General features: G+C 47.0%; 15 protein-coding genes. 12 read left to right on the top strand and 3 right to left on the bottom strand.

The features are described from left to right. Positions 1-31: 31 nt before the first annotated feature. The 6 genes from lpxO (at position 32) to AACH41_RS09540 (ending at position 8,087) form a co-directional block, all read left to right on the top strand. Complete coding sequence (gene lpxO, locus AACH41_RS09565) at positions 32-931, top strand: lipid A hydroxylase LpxO (RefSeq protein WP_194748189.1); 900 nt, start codon at positions 32-34, stop codon at positions 929-931. A gap of 112 nt (positions 932-1,043) precedes the next feature. Continuing rightward, the gene (locus tag AACH41_RS09560; RefSeq protein ID WP_275355822.1) at positions 1,044-1,730 is read left to right on the top strand and encodes a Bax inhibitor-1/YccA family protein; all 687 of its coding nucleotides are present in this window, start codon (positions 1,044-1,046) and stop codon (positions 1,728-1,730) included. 243 nt (positions 1,731-1,973) lie between these two features. Further along, entirely contained in the window at positions 1,974-4,640 is a 2,667-nt protein-coding gene (locus AACH41_RS09555; RefSeq protein ID WP_338654766.1) for a TonB-dependent receptor, read from the top strand. A 197-nt stretch (positions 4,641-4,837) separates the two neighbouring features. Next, complete coding sequence (locus AACH41_RS09550; protein ID WP_338654764.1) at positions 4,838-6,223, top strand: PEP-CTERM sorting domain-containing protein; 1,386 nt, start codon at positions 4,838-4,840, stop codon at positions 6,221-6,223. Between the two features lie 80 nt (positions 6,224-6,303). Beyond that, the gene (locus AACH41_RS09545) at positions 6,304-7,179 is read left to right on the top strand and encodes a PEP-CTERM sorting domain-containing protein (protein ID WP_338654762.1); all 876 of its coding nucleotides are present in this window, start codon (positions 6,304-6,306) and stop codon (positions 7,177-7,179) included. 86 nt (positions 7,180-7,265) lie between these two features. After that, the gene (locus tag AACH41_RS09540; protein ID WP_338654760.1) at positions 7,266-8,087 is read left to right on the top strand and encodes a PEP-CTERM sorting domain-containing protein; all 822 of its coding nucleotides are present in this window, start codon (positions 7,266-7,268) and stop codon (positions 8,085-8,087) included. Positions 8,088-8,174: 87 nt separating this feature from the next. Here the strand turns inward: AACH41_RS09540 and tadA are convergent, their stop codons facing one another. The 3 genes from tadA to AACH41_RS09525 are packed head-to-tail and all read right to left on the bottom strand — an operon-like array spanning position 8,175 to position 10,051. Further along, complete coding sequence (tadA, locus tag AACH41_RS09535; RefSeq protein WP_194748185.1) at positions 8,175-8,639, bottom strand: tRNA adenosine(34) deaminase TadA; 465 nt, start codon at positions 8,637-8,639, stop codon at positions 8,175-8,177. A gap of 2 nt (positions 8,640-8,641) precedes the next feature. Continuing rightward, on the bottom strand, positions 8,642-9,097 hold the full coding sequence (locus AACH41_RS09530; protein WP_338654758.1) for a phosphate-starvation-inducible PsiE family protein: 456 nt from the start codon (positions 9,095-9,097) through the stop codon (positions 8,642-8,644). A 36-nt stretch (positions 9,098-9,133) separates the two neighbouring features. Continuing rightward, on the bottom strand, positions 9,134-10,051 hold the full coding sequence (locus tag AACH41_RS09525; protein ID WP_338654756.1) for a LysR family transcriptional regulator: 918 nt from the start codon (positions 10,049-10,051) through the stop codon (positions 9,134-9,136). Between the two features lie 159 nt (positions 10,052-10,210). Between AACH41_RS09525 and AACH41_RS09520 the strand changes: the two genes are divergently transcribed. From AACH41_RS09520 to secG, 6 genes are all read left to right on the top strand, one after another. After that, the gene (locus tag AACH41_RS09520; RefSeq protein WP_338654754.1) at positions 10,211-10,921 is read left to right on the top strand and encodes a pirin family protein; all 711 of its coding nucleotides are present in this window, start codon (positions 10,211-10,213) and stop codon (positions 10,919-10,921) included. Between the two features lie 31 nt (positions 10,922-10,952). Continuing rightward, positions 10,953-11,525 (top strand): flavodoxin family protein, encoded by a 573-nt coding sequence (locus AACH41_RS09515; protein WP_194748181.1) that lies wholly within the window; start codon positions 10,953-10,955, stop codon positions 11,523-11,525. Positions 11,526-11,578: 53 nt separating this feature from the next. Next, complete coding sequence (locus AACH41_RS09510; protein WP_338654752.1) at positions 11,579-12,151, top strand: YceI family protein; 573 nt, start codon at positions 11,579-11,581, stop codon at positions 12,149-12,151. A 67-nt stretch (positions 12,152-12,218) separates the two neighbouring features. After that, positions 12,219-13,298, top strand: a complete 1,080-nt coding sequence (locus AACH41_RS09505) for an alkene reductase (protein WP_338654750.1) — start codon at positions 12,219-12,221, stop codon at positions 13,296-13,298. Between the two features lie 167 nt (positions 13,299-13,465). Further along, entirely contained in the window at positions 13,466-14,275 is an 810-nt protein-coding gene (gene tpiA / locus AACH41_RS09500) for a triose-phosphate isomerase (RefSeq protein ID WP_338654749.1), read from the top strand. Between the two features lie 52 nt (positions 14,276-14,327). Further along, entirely contained in the window at positions 14,328-14,672 is a 345-nt protein-coding gene (gene secG, locus AACH41_RS09495; RefSeq protein ID WP_338654747.1) for a preprotein translocase subunit SecG, read from the top strand.

Below are 14,672 nucleotides of genomic sequence, written 5' to 3'. Positions count from 1 at the left end.
TCTAATCACGGCGTAAACATCGGTATCAATTATGAAATGGATCATTCTTGGCATTTTCTTGGCTTCGGTCAGTTATGTGCACTTCAGGGGCAAGGTCAGGCACCGCTTTTATCGCCAGATATTTGACCATTCCGGCATTGTTTCGCCATTCAATGTATTTTTATACCTGTTCTCCAAAGCGCCGACCACGCCGTATTTGCCGGTGCATGACTTCCCGGAACTGAAAGCGATCACTGACCGCTGGCAGGAGATCCGTGAAGAAGCGTTGTATGTACGCGAACAGGAGCGCATTGCTGCGGCCAAGACCAATAACGATGCCGGGTTTAACTCGTTTTTTAAAACCGGCTGGAAACGTTTTTATCTCAAGTGGTATGACGCACATCATCCCTCTGCCAGCATTTACTGCCCAAAAACAGTCGCCTTACTGCAAAGCATCCCCAGCGTCAAAGCCGCCATGTTTGCCGAGCTGCCGCCTGGCGCGCATCTGCGCCCACATCGTGATCCCTATGCGGGCTCTTTACGCTTTCACCTAGGGCTTGCCACCCCTAATGACGATCAGTGTTTTATCCGCGTCGATGGCGAGGATTACAGCTGGCGTGATGGGCAGGCCGTCATGTTTGATGAAACCTATATCCATGAAGCCTATAACAAGACCAATGAAACGCGTGTGATTCTGTTTTGCGACATTGAACGCCCCATGCGCTATCGCTGGGCGCAGGCAGTCAACCGCTTTCTGGCCAATACCATCGTCACTGCAGCCAGTTCGCCAAATGAAGCCGGGGACCAGACCGGCGTCATTAACCGCCTGTTTCATTATGCCTGGGTGATCGGTCAATACCGCCGCCGTTTTAAAAAGTGGAATAAAACCGTTTATCAAATCACGCGCATCGTGCTGATTGCGGTAGTCATTTACGGGCTGTGGAAGCTGTAAACTGAACGATTGTTCACACAAATGTCACGCAAAGCCTTGAAACTTTAGGTGTTTGCCATTATCTTAACTACAGAAGCTGTTTTTAGTTTTAATTGAAAAGAGGAAATACACTATGTCAGATATGCAAGTTTTAGGTCGTGACGGTCAATTATCCGAAACGCAAAATCGCGTACTGCGCAATACATACGCCTTGCTGGGTTTGAGCATGGTGCCAACCGTGATCGGTGCATATGTTGGCCTGCAGATGAATTTTGGCTGGATGGCAGCACACCCGTTCATGTTCTTTATCGGTTTTATGGCTGTCATGTTTGGTATGTTTAAACTGATTGCGGTTAACCAGAACAGCGGTGTAGGCGTGTGGTTGCTGTTGGCACTGACGTTTGTCTTTGGCGTGATGCTTGGCCCTATCCTGCAATTTGCCCTGCATCTGCGCAACGGCGCTGAAATTGTCGGCTTGGCAGCTGCGGGTACTGGGATTACCTTCCTGAGTTTGGCAGGTATCGGCTCATCCCCAGCCCGTGACTTCAGCGGTATCGGCAAGTTCCTGATGATAGGTCTGATACTGGCCATTGTCGCTGGTTTGGCGAATATGTACTTCCAGATTCCAGCCTTGTCATTGGCAATCTCTGGCGTCTCAGTGCTGATTTTCTCCGGCTACATTTTGTACGACGTGAACCAGATCGTGCGCGGCGGTCAGACCAACTATGTGATGGCGACCTTGAATCTGTATCTGGATATCTACAACCTGTTTGTGAACCTGTTGAATATCTTGCTGGCAGTATTAGGCAACCGCGACTAAGTTCTGAGTTTTTCCATCTCAAAAAACCCGCCAAGAAGTTGGCGGGTTTTTTATTTGCATCAATTTAGTTAATGCGAAAAAAGAGTTTGTGATTGGTTGTTTTTAGCCAGCGTGGTTTATTTCAGCCATATGCATTACTGCTTTTAATGTGAGATATTTTTAAATTATTGATTTTATTAATAAAAAATACACTTAATTAAGTGGTTCGGTTTTTGCAGTATCTCCTCCACATGGAGGGGTGAAGTGCTTAATAAAAAAATAAAATCAGTATTGCTTTTAGCGGTTTATTCTTGTTTTTCAATCGCGGCAGATACCAATGATGCTGTTGTCTCTAGTAAAGAAGTCAAAGCTATTGAGTCAACAAAGGGCATTGAATTAGATGAGGTAGAGGTCAAGGCTAAGCGAAGAACTGTCATTACACCTTTGCCCGGATTAGTCATAGACCGGGAGCAAATGACCACTAATGTTCAAAGTATCAGTGGTAAAGAAATTGCGGATTCTAAATCAGTCAATATTACTGACTTAATGAATAGCACAATGCAATCTGTGACTATTAATGACTACACCGGTAATCCTTTTCAACAAGATCTAAATTTTCGTGGCTTTACAGCTTCACCTCAAATCGGTACGCCGCAGGGTATCTCTGTGTATTTAGATGGTGTAAGGGTTAATGAGGCTTTTGGAGAGGTTGTAAATTGGGATTTCATTCCCATGAATGCTATAGCCAGTCTTGACTTAATCCCTGGCTCTAATCCTTTATTCGGATTGAATACACTTGGCGGTGCTTTAGCAATTACCACGAAAAATGGTTTTACGCATAACCAGTTGCATGCAGAAATAATGGGAGGATCTTGGGGAAGGGAGCAGGCTCAGTTCTCAAATGGCTTCAATAATGGCAAGTTAGGATTATTTGTAGCCTATAACCATTTCAAAGAGGATGGCTGGAGAGATAACTCTCCTTCCAATGTACGTCAATTATTCACCAGCGCTAATTTACGAAGTGACTATGGTGAGGTTAGTTTGACGGCTTTGAATGTTGACACCGCTTTAACGGGTAATGGTGTAGTGCCTTATGAAATGTATGAGCAAGATAGGCGAGCAGTTTTTACATCTCCTGATCAGAACAAGAATGGGCTTGAGCACTACAATCTTACGGGTAGATTTGATCTAAATGATAATCTAACACTTTCTGGGTTGACGTATCGTCGCAGTGTTAAGCAGGGGGCTATTGGTTCAGACTTTTACGATGGCTTCCCGGCGATGTCTAATCGTATCGGCATTTCAACGCCATTGTGTGCTGATGGGAGCTATCCTGATGGCGGCACTAACTCTGATAGTCCAGGTTCTGGTTGTGCAGGTTTATTGCCTAATGGTGTATTAAGTAATTCGAACTTGGATCAGGGCTCAAAAGGGCTTGCATTTCAGTTAAATCACGTCACCGATAAAAATCAATTCACTGCTGGTGTCACTTATGACACGAATGATATTAATTTTAAGCAAAGTGAAATGTTTGCCGATATTGGCCCTGACCGTCGGTTGATTGAAAACTCAAGTTATTACACAGACTATGGCTTGATTGCCGCAGAATTTCCGATAGTCAGAAATCGTCTAACCGGTAGTAGCACTACAAAAAGTATTTTTTTGAGTGATACTTGGTCACCTGTCGAAACTGTTCATTTCACACTTGGAGCAAGGTTCAATCATACTCGAGTTAAGAATTATCTTGAGTCAGAGCGTGGTAAGGCGTTATATCAGTTTGATAATCCAACTAGTTATTTTGATTCTGACAATGACAGGTGTGCAGAGAATGACAGTGACTCTGAAGCGCGTTTCATTTGTACAAAAGGAAATTATTTGTACCGAAGCTTCAATCCCTCTGCAGGCTTTGCATGGGAAGTTAAGCCAAATTTGGTAGCTTATGGCAACGTAAGTAGGGGTGCACGTACCCCTTCGGTCATTGAGCTTGGTTGTGCTATTGACAGAACGCAAATCGTTAACGACCTAAATTTCCAATTTGGTTGCGCGATCCCAACATCACTTACGGCTGACCCTTATCTCAAGCAGGTACGATCTACATCTTACGAGGCAGGAACCAGAGGGGTATTGCAGAGCTTTTTAGGCAATCAACCTCTCAACTGGAATCTGAGTCTTTTTAGAACAGAGCTCTCAAACGATATTCTATTTGTACCCTTAGGTCGTAAGAATCGAGGGGTATTTGATAATTTTGGGGCAACCCTTAGGCAAGGAGTTGAAGCAAGTTTTTCGAGTACTTGGAACGCACACCGCTTCAGCTTTAACTACACCTGGATGAAAGCGACCTTTGAGTCGCCCGCATCAATAATTAACCCCAATAACAGTTCTAACGTTGTTGTTGATTCCCAGAATTATGTATATGTGAAGCCTGGTGATGAGTTGCCCGGAATGCCTAACCATATTATCCAAGCGAGTTGGAATTATACGCCTACTAAAAAGTTTGATATGACATTGAATATGGTGTTGCACTCATCATCTTATGTCCGGGGAAATGAGAATAACGAACACCAGCCACGTGCAGCAACAAACACTGTAGTGTCTGGCACAAACCGTGATCCTTATGACTATATCGGCAAAGGAACCATTCCCGGTTACGCCGTTTTTAATATTCGCGCCAATTACAAGTTTGATAACGGATTTTCCGCATTTGCGCGACTCGATAACTTATTTGACCGTGAATATGCCACAGCGGGAAATCTTGGTCGAACCCCATTTACCCCAGCCAGTGGTGGGGCTGCAACTGATTCTGCAGGATTTAACTACAACTCTGATCAATGGAAGAACACCACGTTTATTGGTCCTGGTGCGCCGCGAGCCATATGGTTTGGATTGAGTTATGACTTGGACTGGAAGTCAAGAAAAACAAAGCTTGATTAGGTGGTTGTTTTTATCAACCAATTGGCTCTCGGAAGTTGGTTTAAAACAACCTAAAAAATAGGCTTTTAGCTCGATATTATTTTTGACTCTATTAAATATATGATTTTATTGATTATTTGTATTTTTTATCTATTTGGCATGGCTTTTGCAAAGTCTCTATTTATAACTGATTAGTACAAAGGTATGTGAGGAGAATTATGAAAACGGTAAATATAACCAGTCTGCTGGCCGCAGTGTTCGGGTCATTTTTGGTGGCATCGGAAGCAAGTGCTGCTTTCGTTGATTTGCCGACTGCAAGAAATACACCTGGCTGTGGAAGGGCCAACTCTGTGTTGATTAGATGTGGCGGTGTTGCCAACTCAACAAACGATCCCTTATACATCCCGACCGGGACTTTGAAGGCGGATGGTACCTATAATTTCCCATCATCCTTGTCTTTAATTAATCAGGTAGATACAAACTTTTTGAGTGGTAGTGGTGCTACCTATTATTCAGGAAAGTTTTCGGATTATGTATTTATTGACTCCACCACAAATTCTGTTGTGATTGGTTCAAGATTGTTTTTCGGAACTCGTCCAGATGGTTTGAGAAATGTTGCAGAAGCGAACGACATTTTTCGTTATGGCTACAGCGGATTTAGCGTACAGGCTGGTTGGACACGTCTATCAGATTCAGATTTAAGACTTTACAGCGTTGCCTCATCCAATAAGGGGCTAGGCCAAGGCGCCGACGTTTATGATCCAAATGTTGTTGATTTTAGATCTGATATTAATGCCTCTGAGGGTAATCCATTATCAGGCTTATATTTAATTCGAACCAACGCCACTGCTTTTAAAGTCATTAACAACGCTATCGAAATTCGCCAGGGTGGTGAAGAGGGTCAATCTGTCCTATCAGTCAAGTTGTCAGGATATGCACCAACTAAACTAGAAGCAGGCATCCTCTCGGGTGAAAAAATTAATACTTATGGTGGAACTTACGCGAATGATATGAATATCAGTGGTGGACTGAACGTAAGTTACGGAAACACTCAGTTCAACGGTGCCGTAGTTGCAAACTCGAGTGCTGTTATCACAACCACACCCCAAACAAAAGTAACGTTCAATGGAGAATTCAATCAGCGTGTTGGCGCTCAGTTGGGTGGTGGTGGAGTTTTTGAATTCAATGGCGGGTACTCAGCAGGGAATAGCCCAGGTGCAGTAACTATTGATGGTGATGTTGTCTTTGGTACCGCTAATGAAACGCTTGTTGAAATCGGCGGATTAATACAGGGCACTGATTATGATCACTTGACTGTTAATGGCAACTTGACATTTGGAGGCATTCTCAAGCTTTCCTTTATCAATGGCTATTCAGGTAATGCCGGTGATTCGTTCGATTTATTTGACTTCACAAGTTCAAGTGGTGCTTTTGCTCAAATTGTTGCGCTTAATCCTTTGCAGAATGGCCTTAGTTGGAATTATGACGCTACCTCAGGTGTGCTCAGTGTGATTTCAGTAACACCGGTTCCAGAACCATCGGAGCTGGGTATGCTGCTTTGCGGTCTTGGTTTGGCAGGACTTATGGCAAGACGCAAAAAATAATTAGCCATTTTGTAAAGCTAAACAGCCATGAATTTATAACGTTTAATTTTGTTGATTTAAAAATTGATAGGAGATCAAGCATGAAGCTTAAATTATTAATCTGCTCAACGTTGCTCGCAATGACTGCGATGTCTGCAGAAGCTGGCAACTTTCAAACACTGACCAATGGTAATGGCACTAATGTTTCTGCTGCTTTAGGAGGCTTCGTTCAGGGCTCAAATAACCAAAACGCCGATAAGCTCTATATAGAGACAGTTTCCGCAACTTACTTAACTGGCTACGATGATGTTTCCACCTCATTTGCTGATGGTGGTACCGGCGATATTGTCGCTAGCTTAATTAATTACCGTACATTTAGCGCTGGCACTACTTTATCGACTGGGACATTGACTTTGGTGGACTGGAAAGTCACTCGCGGGGTCGATTTGGCACCAGGGTCTGCACAAGCTGACATTTTTGATTTTGTTTATCGTGACAGTGCAGATAACACCTTGGTATTTGGTACCCGCTATTTGAACCGTGAAGACAACAGTGAAGAAGCTAACTATCTCTATCGTTACGGCTTTACTGGCTATAACACAGCAGCAGCGTGGACATACTCTTCTGATTATGATTTGAGAATGTATCAAGCCGCTAAAACAGACTCTACAGCAGGTGGATCAGTGTTTGCACTCTCTGAAGGTACCGTTCGTCAAATGGGTGACTTCAGCTTGACAGAAGAGAATCCATGGTCCGGCCTTTTCCTAGTAAAGACTGATGCAACTGCATACACCCTTGGTGCTAAGGCAATTGGCTTTTATCAGGCTGGTGAAGAGGGTCAAGACCCTGCAGGTGGTTTTATTGGAGGGTTTGTGCCAACTACCGTCACGCCAGTGCCTGAACCAGAAAATTTTGCTTTGATGATGTTAGGTTTAGGCGTGATTGCTGCAGCGCGTCGTCAAAAGAAACAAGCTTAATAACTAAAAAAGCATACTCGCTTTAACTTGAAAAATATTTTTTAAATAAGGGCGGTAACTCCGCCCACTTTTTGAGGGGAATCTCTATGAAAAATGTAATTAAAACTTCTGTACTGGCTGCATTATTGGCTCTGTCAACTCAAGCCTCTGCTAAAACTGCAACCTTTGATTTGAACTTTATTGCTACAAATAACTACGGCACAACTTCAAGCAGTGTAGGGTCTATTACGATGACTGATTTGGCTGACTTGAACTTAGGTGATGGTGCCAGTGGTGTTCGTGTTACTGTAAGCTTGAATAATCTGAGCCAGTTTGCTTCTGGTAATACCGGTGCAGTTTGGATTTCATCTTACGAGATGAACTTTGCAGGTACAGAAAATTTAGGGAATGATAACTACCGTAATGTGGCTGGTTTAGGCACAAACGATATTGAGTGGGAAGAAAACGGTTGCGTCAGTTATGGCGCCAGCTGTGGTACCCCTCAAAAAGGTTGGGGTGGTGCGACGGGTGATGCTGCTTGGGGACAAGAAATCAATTTTGCAACCAGCACTTTTACCAATGGTCAATTCTCAACGATTGATTATCTGAACGGTGGTGTTGCTGGCTACACAGGTTTCTCAGTGGATCAGTTTCTGGCAAATGCTGTAAGCAATAATGGCGACACTAATGCGCCTGATGCATATTTCTGGATTCGTATCCGTGGTAACACCGCTCAAAACGGTGGTGGTATGGCTTCAAGTGGCTACTGGGGTAATAGCATCACTAACAGTTCTGGTAATGGTTTGAACTACCGTTTGAACGTGTTGGCTACATCTGCAACCGTTGTACCAGAAGCTGAAACATTTGCCATGATGATGGCAGGCTTGGGTCTGATTGGTGGCATCGTTCGCCGTCGCAAAGCTATTTAATTTTAAGCTGTATCCGTTGTAAAAAAAACCCGCCTTTGGCGGGTTTGTTGTTTTATATGGTTGTGATATGCGCTTGTGATCTGGTCGTTATCCATTTGATTTGGCTAAGCGACGTTGCCTGAAGAAATCACTTAATAACGCGCCACACTCATCAGCCAAGACGCCATGACTCACCTCACAGTGATGATTAAGTTTCTGCTCCGCCATCAAATTCACTACACTGCCGCAACAACCCGTTTTGGGGTCGCTGGCACCGTAAACCAGACGCGCAATTCTGGCATGTTGTATGGCGCCGCTACACATGGCACACGGCTCAAGGGTGACGTATAAAGTGCAGCCAACCAGTCTGTAGTTACCTAAGTGCTGTGCGGCTTCACGCATGGCCTGGATTTCCGCATGGGCGGTGGGGTCATTGAGGCTGATGGGGGCGTTGCGGCCTTTGCCGATAATTTGCCCCTCTTTGACCACAATCGCGCCGACTGGGACCTCGTCCAGGCTTGCTGCCTCATTTGCCAGCGCGATGGCTATACGCATAAATGCTTCGTCTTGCATGGTTATTTACTACTATTTTTATCGGCGAGACGGATCAGTATGTACACCAGGCCCATGACAAATGCGCCGGCCAGCCAGATGGCGATTTCTTCATAAGTCGGTGTGGCATCTTGTACAGGTAGCACAATCAGTTTGCGCAAAAACATGACCAGCACCACCTCGACAAAGGTTTCTACCAGTAATTTGTGGCCGCGCAGGTAGCGAATTTCTGCCGAGATGAGGGCAGAGATTGACCACAGCAACATCAAGGTGCCCAAGGCACGCAAAAAGCCATGAACCAGATTGTGTGCGTAAGCGGCTTCCTTCACGTCGAGGAAAAATAGCCAGGTAAACATCAGCACAGAGGTTGCCAGAGCAAGGCCGATAATAATATGCGCGAACCCATTGAGCCAAAGCATGGCTTTGATGGCGATGCGGTTGAGGGGTGCAAATTCTTCAGGTAGTTGTTCTTGCGACATATTGGATCCAATCAATGCGACAGCAAGGATGATAAATCATTTGCTCAGCAATTGCTCCAGTGGAATCTCGCAACAGGCTTTGAGCAGCCATTGCATGGCTTTGCCCATTTCGCTGGGCCGTTTTTGGCGCCAGGCAATAAAGGTAGGCCCCACCGGTTTCGGTTCTGACACCTGTTTTAGTACGAGCTTGCCCTGCGCAGCGGCCGCTTGTGCCATAAATTTGGGTAGATAGCCGATGGCAATTCCTGCCATTTGCGCCTTTAATTTTGTCTGCATGTCAGGCACGGTGAGTACATCCTGGCCAGAAAGAATGCCTGAGGTCCTTGGGGGCAGGTTGCGTGAACTGTCTGCGGCCGCTACAACGCGATACTGCACAATATCACTGGCGCTGAGCGGCTCTGGTAATGCGGCAAGCGGATGATGCGGGGCCACAGAAAACACAAATTCCAGTTGTCCGAGCAAATGTGTAGAGAAGCCGCCGCCAGGCGGCGCATCTCCTGGAGCGCCGATAGAGATATCAGCTCGCCCCGACTGTAATGCATCCCAACTCCCGCCATAGACCTCACGGACCAGCTTCACACGGGTGCCAAAGCCCTGCTGGTAAAAGGCTTGTAGCAGATTGAGTACCGGGTCAAAGTCGAACAAATCGCTAATCGCAATGGCAATATCAGTTTCAATACCGGTCGCAACGCGTTGTACGCGGCGCTCCAGCGCATGGGCGGCATCTAGCAAATAACGGCCTTCTTTGAGCAGTTCGGCACCGGCTTCGGTCAGCGTGGCGCGGTGGCCACTGCGGTCAAAAAGCTCCAGCCCCAAATCTTCTTCCAGTCTGCGGATGGTGTAGGTGAGTGCCGAGGGGACGCGGTATAGCGACTCTGCCGCGGCGGCAAAACTGCCTTTGCGGTCAATCGCATCAATGACTTCAAGGGCTTCCAGACTCAGTTTAATGGCCATAGCTGAAGGGATAAGGTTGAAAAAGGGCGGGGTGGTTCATCGCAGTTTAAGTGCTAACAGCTTCATCAAAAAATCTGAACAAGTGATGCAAAATGTTTTGCTATCTAAAGATTAAGTGTTTTTTTATCATACATTTAAACTTTCAAATGGAGTGAATAAATGTTGCATGTTCGCCCTTCAAATAGTCGTGGTTATGCTAATCATGGCTGGTTACAAAGCTTTCACAGTTTTTCTTTCGCCAGTTATTACGATCCTGAGCATATGAGCTACTCGGTGTTGCGGGTGATCAATGACGACAAAATCGCCCCTGGCACGGGGTTTGGTATGCATGGCCACCAGGACATGGAAATTATTACCTACATGTTGGCGGGGGAGTTGCGCCATACAGACAGCATGGGACACAGCGCAGTGATTCGCGCGGGGGATGTGCAGCGCATGAGTGCGGGAACGGGTATCCGTCATAGTGAGATGAACGCCTCCTCGCAGACCACGGCCCATTTGCTACAAATCTGGATCACCCCTGATACGCAAGGCTTGGCACCGGCGTATGAAGATAAAACCATCCCGCTGGCTGACAAGCAAAACCGCTGGGCCTTGATTGCTTCGTCTGATGCCCGCGCCGGGTCATTAAAAGTACATCAGGATCTGTCATTGTATGCCACGGTACTGACAGCAGAGGCTGCTTTGCCGGTTGAGGTTAATGCGGGACGTTGTGCTTACCTCCATATTGCATCCGGCACGGTGGTGATCGATGGCCAACAGTTGCAGAGCGGGGATGCTCTCAAGGTAGATGCCACGGTTTCTCTCTCGATACTTGCTGTGCAAGACAGCGAAATATTATGGTTTGATCTGCCTGAAATGGTCGAATAATCGTTTTTACATTTTTTAAAGGAGCAATGACATGACTCAAGTTTCAATTGTTTATCACAGTGGGTATGGTCATACCGCTGAGCAAGCCAAAGCCGTGGCCCGTGGCGCGCAAAAGGTTGCGGGTGTGACCGTCAATCTGTTAACTGTGGATGAGGCGCAGCAGCAGTGGGATCTGCTCAAGGCCAGCGACGCCATTATCTTTGGCAGCCCAACCTATATGGGTTCGGCTTCAGGCCAGTTTAAAACCTTTATGGATGCCAGCTCCAAGGCCTGGTATACCCGTGACTGGAAAGACAAGATTGCGGCTGGCTTTACCACTTCTGCCAGCCAGAGTGGTGACAAGCTTAGTACCTTGATCCAGTTGGCTGTGTTTGCCGCACAGCATGGCATGATTTGGGTAGGCCAGGATTTGCTGCCGGGGAACAATAACAGTAATGGTTCGGTCAACGACTTAAACCGTTTGGGCAGCTTTTTAGGTGCCATGGCGCAGGCGAATGCTGACCAGGGCCCGGACTTGGCGCCGATTCAGAGTGACCTGCTCACGGCAGAGCACCTGGGTGAACGTGTGGCCAGTGTTGCGTTACGTTTTGCGAAAGCCGCTTAACTACGGCCTCATTAAAAACCTATCCTAATTCACGATCTAACAAGGAGAACTCAGTGAAAAAGTTAATTTTGACGCTCGGCTTGATGATTGCTACTCAGGCCTGGGCGGTGACCGATACCTACAATATCGATGGCACCCACAGTTTTGCCAATTTCAGTATCCGTCATGTTGTTTCCAAAACTTCAGGGACTTTTAATGATGTCAGTGGCGTCATTACCCTGGATCCTACCAATCTGAATACGGCGACCGTACGTGCTGCGATCAATGTCAGCAGTGTGAATACTGGGTTTGGCAAACGTGATGAACATATCAAGGCGGATAAGTATCTGGATGTGGGCAAATATACCCAGATTTTGTTTGAGAGCACCAAGATCACGGCCAGCAACCAGACGCAGGCAGTGATGCAGGGTAAGCTGACCATGCATGGCGTGACCAAACTGGTGGATATTCCCGTGAAAGTGTTGGGCTATGGCGCCGATCCATGGGGTGGCCAGCGCGCAGGTTTTGAGGGGCATTTGACTATCAAAGCTTCTGATTATGGTTTTGGCTGGGCGACGGGCGCCAATGCGCCGGTCGGTGACGACATTGAAATAACCTTGTTGGTTGAAGGTGTGAAAGCAAAATAATTTTAAATCCATGCGCGGACGTTTTGTCCGCGCAATGTTTATTGTATGCAGGGAATGAGGAGCGAGTATGACATTGGATTTATTTTCCCCGGGCAAACTGGGCAGCATTGAGATCAAAAACCGTATTGCAATGGCCCCACTGACACGTAACCGTGCAGGCGAGGGCGGTGTACCACAAGCAATGAATGTCACCTATTATGAGCAGCGGGCGACTGCCGGGCTGATTATTACCGAAGCGACCCCGATCTCACCGATGGCGCATGGCTATCCTGCTTTGCCAGGCATTTATACTGATGCGCAGGTGGCTGGTTGGAAAAAAGTGACTGATGCTGTGCATGCCAAGGACGGAAAAATCGTCATTCAGTTGTGGCATGTAGGCCGTATTTCACACCCCAGCCTGTTACCCAATCAGGCATTGCCAGTGGCGCCTTCAGCAATTAAGCCTGCCGGCCAGGCATTTACCTACCAGGGTTTACAAGATTACGTGACCCCGCGCGCACTGGAGGTGTCCGAATTGGCTGTCATCGTGCAGGATTATATTCATGCCACAAAATGTGCCATTGCAGCGGGTTTTGATGGTGTAGAAGTGCATGCGGCCAATGGTTATCTGCTAGACCAGTTTTTGCGCGACGGTAGCAATCAGCGCCAGGATCAATATGGCGGGCCGGTAGAAAACCGTATGCGATTACTGCTCGAGGTGGTGCAGGCGGTGGTGGATACAATAGGCGCAGAAAAAGTGGGTGTGCGATTGTCACCGGTGAACCCGTTTAATGATATGCATGATAGTCAGGCGCAGCAAACATTTAATCATGTCACGGATGCCCTGAATCGCTTCAATCTGGCCTATCTGCATGTGGTGGAAGGGGGCATTCATGGCGGTGGCAAAGCTGAGCCATTTGATTTTGCGGCGATGCGTAAATTATTTAAGGGTAGTTATATCGCAAACCTGAGTTATGACAAGGCGCGCGGGAATGCGGCGATTGCCAGTGGCCATGCAGATGCAGTCGCTTATGGTGTTCCGTTTATTGCCAACCCGGATCTGGTTGAGCGGTTTGCAAAAAATGCTCCCCTGAATGAGGCTGATTCCAAAACGTTTTACGGCGGTACCGAGCATGGCTACACCGACTATCCTTTCTTAAGTGCGTGATTGTACTCGTGTCTACCTTGTGTTGACGGGGTAGACGCGCTCTACTTGACGACTAATGCTTGCTGCTCAGGAGGCGCGAGCGTAAAATCCGCACAACCGAATATTTGCGGGCCTCTCTGGCTCGTTATATATGCATCCACATCATGCCTCTGCGAGCTTAATTCTGCATGTCTAGCACCAGCACTGTTTCATCTACTCCAATATCCCTCGCCTCAAGAAAACTGGTGGTTGCCAACTGGAAAATGCATGGCAATCTCATGCGTAACCAGCAATTGATTCAGGCCTACCTGCCAGCTTTGGCCGCTTGTACGCGCACTGAGGTCGTGGTCTGCGTGCCTTATCCCTATCTTGCGCAAATTCAAACCCTGTTGACGGGAACTTCTGTCGCTTGGGGCGCACAAAATGTTGCGAAATATGAGGAAGGTGCCTACACCGGTGAAGTAGGGGCGCAAATGCTGACCGATTTTGGCGCCAGGTATGTGATTATTGGCCACTCGGAGCGCAGCACGGCTTATTGTGAGTCCGATGAAAACATTGCTGAAAAATTTATGATGGCCAAACGGCATGGCTTAACACCTATTTTATGTGTGGGTGAAACGCTGCTGGAGCGTGAAGCAGGCGTTATGGAACGTGTGGTTGGCAAGCAGCTGGAAACCATCATCCGCTTATTTGGCGGAGAGGCCTTTGCGGGCAGCATTGTTTCTTATGAGCCGATCTGGGCGATTGGCACCGGGTTGGCGGCCACTTCGGAGCAGGCAGTCGCCATGCACCAGTTTATTCGAGAGTCGGTTGCCGCCTCCGATAAAACGGCGGCGGACACGCTAAAAATCCTCTACGGGGGCAGCGTAAACCCGCAAAATGCGGTACAATTGTTGAATCAGAAGGAAATTGATGGCGCGCTGGTCGGTCGTTGCTCGCTAGATGCAGAGCAATTTATAAAAATATGTCAGGCCGTCCCTGAAAATAGCGTCATCTAGATAGCGAAAGAGCCAAAAGCCAAATCGTTATTACTTAATGGATTAAAGAAATATGGAAAACGTCATTCTCGTCATTCATGTGCTGGCAGCTGCTGCCGTGATTGGCCTGGTCTTATTGCAGCATGGTAAGGGTGCCGATATGGGCGCCGCTTTTGGCAGTGGAGCCTCCGGAAGTCTATTCGGCGTGTCTGGGTCCTCTAACTTGCTGAGCAAGCTGACATCGATTTTTATTTCAGTGTTTTTTGCAACTAGCTTGACGCTGGCCTTTATGTCCAGCCATAAAGCAAGTTCTGGCAGTGTGGTTAAATCCACAGTGACCCAACAGGCTCCGGCCAAAGGTGAGGCTATAGAAGTGGCCAAGCCGGTTGAAAATACACCCAAAGATATTCCTAACTAA

It is taken from the genome of Methylophilus sp. DW102, from assembly GCF_037076555.1.
Taxonomy (GTDB): domain Bacteria; phylum Pseudomonadota; class Gammaproteobacteria; order Burkholderiales; family Methylophilaceae; genus Methylophilus; species Methylophilus glucosoxydans.
The sequence above is the reverse complement of the archived record's forward strand: the minus strand, read 5'-3'. Positions and strand labels throughout refer to the sequence as shown.

Bases quoted from the DNA above. Each gene is read 5' to 3' on its own strand.
- lpxO (WP_194748189.1), top strand. From the start codon at position 32: ATGAAATGGATCATTCTTGGCATTTTCTTGGCTTCGGTCAGTTATGTG.
- AACH41_RS09560 (WP_275355822.1), top strand. From the start codon at position 1,044: ATGTCAGATATGCAAGTTTTAGGTCGTGACGGTCAATTATCCGAAACG.
- AACH41_RS09550 (WP_338654764.1), top strand. From the start codon at position 4,838: ATGAAAACGGTAAATATAACCAGTCTGCTGGCCGCAGTGTTCGGGTCA.
- AACH41_RS09545 (WP_338654762.1), top strand. From the start codon at position 6,304: ATGAAGCTTAAATTATTAATCTGCTCAACGTTGCTCGCAATGACTGCG.
- AACH41_RS09540 (WP_338654760.1), top strand. From the start codon at position 7,266: ATGAAAAATGTAATTAAAACTTCTGTACTGGCTGCATTATTGGCTCTG.
- tadA (WP_194748185.1), bottom strand. From the start codon at position 8,639: ATGCAAGACGAAGCATTTATGCGTATAGCCATCGCGCTGGCAAATGAG.
- AACH41_RS09530 (WP_338654758.1), bottom strand. From the start codon at position 9,097: ATGTCGCAAGAACAACTACCTGAAGAATTTGCACCCCTCAACCGCATC.
- AACH41_RS09525 (WP_338654756.1), bottom strand. From the start codon at position 10,051: ATGGCCATTAAACTGAGTCTGGAAGCCCTTGAAGTCATTGATGCGATT.
- AACH41_RS09520 (WP_338654754.1), top strand. From the start codon at position 10,211: ATGTTGCATGTTCGCCCTTCAAATAGTCGTGGTTATGCTAATCATGGC.
- AACH41_RS09515 (WP_194748181.1), top strand. From the start codon at position 10,953: ATGACTCAAGTTTCAATTGTTTATCACAGTGGGTATGGTCATACCGCT.
- AACH41_RS09505 (WP_338654750.1), top strand. From the start codon at position 12,219: ATGACATTGGATTTATTTTCCCCGGGCAAACTGGGCAGCATTGAGATC.
- tpiA (WP_338654749.1), top strand. From the start codon at position 13,466: ATGTCTAGCACCAGCACTGTTTCATCTACTCCAATATCCCTCGCCTCA.
- secG (WP_338654747.1), top strand. From the start codon at position 14,328: ATGGAAAACGTCATTCTCGTCATTCATGTGCTGGCAGCTGCTGCCGTG.